Here is a 3135-nt window from a genome sequence, read left to right as displayed (position 1 = left end):
GTTGAGCGGCGGGAAGGTCACCGCGTTCTCCGCGGCGTCGGCCGCGGTCGGGGCAAGGCTTTCTTGCGCCGTTTCTGGGCGATCTCATTGAAAGCGGAGGCCGTGCAGCTGCGGGCAAAATCACGTACCATTTCGTATTTCCCGCGCTGGAGGCTGCGGGTATCGCTGTTGGGGCAGCATTTTTCCTTCAAAGGGCAGGCCTGACAGTCCGCCTTCGTCGCGCGATACTTGCGCGGTTTCATCTCGGTCGAGATACGCCCCGGATCGGAGTAATTCCTCCGGGTATGCCGTAGATCCTTCCCCTCCGGACAGATATAGCGGTCATTCTCGTCATCCCAGGTGAAGTCGGAGCGCGACAAAGTCCCGTCCGTGCGTTCACCTTTATCAATGACCGGGATGAAGGGCAGGATCTGCCGTTTCAGGGCGAGCTCGACCAAGCTCTCCTCGGACCCATAAGCTGTGTCGGCAACCAGCCAGTCGGGACGCAAGTCGAAGCGTTTTGCTGTGCGGTCCAGCATCGTGAGGGTGACCTACCGACGACCCTTGCTGCAAAGAAAAAGAGAGTCGGGCGGAGACGGCAGCGCACAAGTCTTCGGAGGGATGACCGTGTCGCAGGTTGCAGGCGTTCCGGCCACAAGCTGGATCGCCGATGTCTTCGGCTGGCGTTACAGCTTCGGCTTCGTCGTCCTGACCGGGCTTCTCGCCCTTGCGATCCTAACGCCAATGCTCTCGCGTATCCCCGCCCGCACCCCGGCATCCGTGGAAGGAGAGACTGATCGACCCTTCTCTCTTGTGGTCTACGGGGTTCTGTGTGTGACCTTCCTCGTCGTGGTTTCGGAATTTATCGTCTATTCCTACGTGAGCCTTTTCATCTCGGGCACAATTCTGCCCGGTGTCCCGCTGCTCTCGACGGCGCTCTTCGCCTATGGCGCGGGCGCAGTGACTGGCAATTTGGCCTGCGGAATCCTCACCGACAAAATGGGCCCGTACCGGGTCCTGCTCGCCTCGGTGACCGCCCAAGTCGCACTGCTCGTAGCGCTGATCGCATTCGGTCAGCATGGCCTGTTGACGGTAGTCATCGCATTCCTCTGGGGCAATGTCAGCTACATGTACCTCGTGCCGATCCAGCACCGACTTCTCGGACTCGCCGGGTATCGCACAAAGCTCGTTCTGGCGATGAACAGTTCGACCATTTACGCGGGGATCGGCACAGGAGCCTCGATCGGCGGCTGGCTCGTCGAAGGGAATGGCGCCAAAGGTCTCGCTTTGGCGTCGATCATCATCGGTGCTGCGGGGATCGCCCTGGCGCTGTACTTCATGCGGGATCGAACCTCCGGACAGCTCACGGAGGCGACGTGAGCAGCATGACCCAAAACTTGGAGCTTCACCCACGCCGGAGAATGCACGGACGTATCTGCCTTGTTGTCGGAGGGACCAGTGGCATCGGACGGAGCGTTGCTGAGCAGATGGCCCGGGAGGGTGCCGCTGCGGTGATTGTCGCGGGCCGCCGGCAGCACCTGGGCGAAGAGGTGGCGCACTACTGTCGGCTACATGGTGCAATGGCGGACTTCATTGCAGCTGACGCCGCGCGTGACCCAGACGTCCGTTCCCTGCACGCTGCAATCGCCGAGCAGTATGGTCGTCTCGATGTCGCCTTCAACAATGCGGGCATTCAGGAAAGGCCGCGACCTCTGCATGAGCAGGGAGATGCGATCTTCTCCGACGTCATCAACGGCAATGTAAGGTCTGTTTTCCTCTGTCTGAAATACCAAGCGAAGATGATGATGGGCGGCGGCGGGACGATCGTTGTGAACGCCTCCGTCAGCGGTGTGCGCAATTCCATCCCCGGGATAGCGCCCGGCCGGGTGAAGACGGACATGCTGATCTCATCCGGAGCTGATGTGGAGGCCATGGGCCGCAGTCTCCCGCTCGGCCGCCCTGGCCGACCGGAAGAAGCGGCCGAGGTCGTAATGTGGCTCGCTTCGCGGGAATCGTCCTATGTCGTGGGCCATATTCTCAATGCCGATGGCGGATTTCTGGCAAGCTGAGCCGCGACCCAAGCGGAAAAAGAAAAAACCTAAGGTCCAGACAACACCGCCTTAAAGTCGTTGACGCGTTCCGCGCTGCTAATTTTCGTAAACGTCACAGGTCGCTGCAATCCCGAAGGGGGGCAAAAGGGCGTCCCTTACCTCTCTACGGGCATTTGAAAAGATCGACTATAATTCAGGGAGAGGTGAGGGGTAAGACAAGCAGTGGTCGATTATAACCTTGGCCTCCATAAGGTTTGCAATCAAGACTTTCTCGAAGATTTTCACATGTTTTGGCTGTTGTCGTGACTTGGCAGAAACAAGCGTGGTTACGAAGGGAAGATCGTGGGTAAAGGTCCGCATAGTCAGGCCAAGATGCAGGTATTCTAAGGCCGTCACAGGGTTGACTACAGATACACCTAGCCCCGATGCGACGAGCGAGCAGGCGCCAGCAGATGTTTCAACCTCAACAAGTCCTAGCGGTTGCACACTTTCTGTATCGAGGACGTTTTCAAGCCTGGAGCGGTAAGGATCGAGCTTCGATAGAAGTATCAACCGTTCTCCGGCCAGATCTCCTGGGGTGATCATTCTTTTCTGCGCTAAGGGGTGACTATTCGGAACCAGAACGATCTCATTAAGTGTCGTAAAGCGATGGATCGAGAGGTTTGGATCGTCTATTTCGTAAGCTGCAATTCCAACGTCAATTTGCCGTTTGTGAACCGCCTCGTGCATATCCTTCGAGAGAAGTGATTGAATGGAGACGGAAACGGACGGGTTTTGGGTCACGAAGTCACTTACTGCCCTAGCAAGAAAACCGTGGGAGAACGCAGGTAGACATCCAACACGGATTTGCATTGTCTCCCGTTTTCTGATGGCTTCGGCCGCGCGACGAATTTCGCTTATACCTCGAAATGCCTCATCGATCGTGATCGCCAGTTCGTGCGCAGCTGCCGTGGGAATCAATCCACCTTTGGCTCTGTCAAAAAGACGAAGGCTAGTTGCATCCTCCATCTGCCGGATTGCTCGACTTATTGATGGCTGAGAAGTGCTTGGATTCAAGTTTGAAGTGCGACGGTTGATTTGATGGCCGCGAGTTCTTCGGCCATGG

At 57.4% G+C, this 3135-nt stretch carries 3 protein-coding genes and 1 pseudogene; 2 read left to right on the top strand and 2 right to left on the bottom strand.

The window, feature by feature from the left end:
- Positions 1-59 precede the first annotated feature (59 nt).
- Positions 60-518 (bottom strand): annotated as a pseudogene (locus P775_RS04120) (IS5/IS1182 family transposase); the annotation flags it as partial.
- 82 nt (positions 519-600) lie between these two features.
- Here P775_RS04120 and P775_RS04115 point away from each other — a divergent pair.
- Both P775_RS04115 and P775_RS04110 read left to right on the top strand, forming a co-directional pair.
- A complete protein-coding gene (locus P775_RS04115; RefSeq protein ID WP_099909773.1) occupies positions 601-1359 on the top strand; it encodes an MFS transporter in 759 nt (252 codons plus the stop codon).
- 5 nt (positions 1360-1364) lie between these two features.
- Positions 1365-2048 carry an SDR family NAD(P)-dependent oxidoreductase gene (locus P775_RS04110; RefSeq protein WP_245875558.1) on the top strand — a complete coding sequence of 228 codons (684 nt, stop codon included), beginning with the start codon at positions 1365-1367 and terminating at the stop codon, positions 2046-2048.
- Positions 2049-2216: 168 nt separating this feature from the next.
- Here P775_RS04110 and P775_RS28425 read toward each other — a convergent pair.
- A partial coding sequence (locus P775_RS28425; protein ID WP_099909771.1) for a LysR substrate-binding domain-containing protein occupies positions 2217-3135 on the bottom strand: 919 nt, incomplete at its 5' end.

The sequence above is a fragment of the Puniceibacterium antarcticum genome (genome assembly GCF_002760615.1).
Lineage (GTDB): Bacteria > Pseudomonadota > Alphaproteobacteria > Rhodobacterales > Rhodobacteraceae > Puniceibacterium > Puniceibacterium antarcticum.
Note: the sequence above shows the minus strand (reverse complement) of the source record. Positions and strands in the feature narration are given on the sequence as shown.

What these genes read in the sequence shown, in the direction of transcription:
- P775_RS04110 (WP_245875558.1), top strand. Translation starts at nt 1,365, where the DNA reads ATGACCCAAAACTTGGAGCTTCACCCACGCCGGAGAATGCACGGACGT.
- P775_RS04115 (WP_099909773.1), top strand. Translation starts at nt 601, where the DNA reads ATGACCGTGTCGCAGGTTGCAGGCGTTCCGGCCACAAGCTGGATCGCC.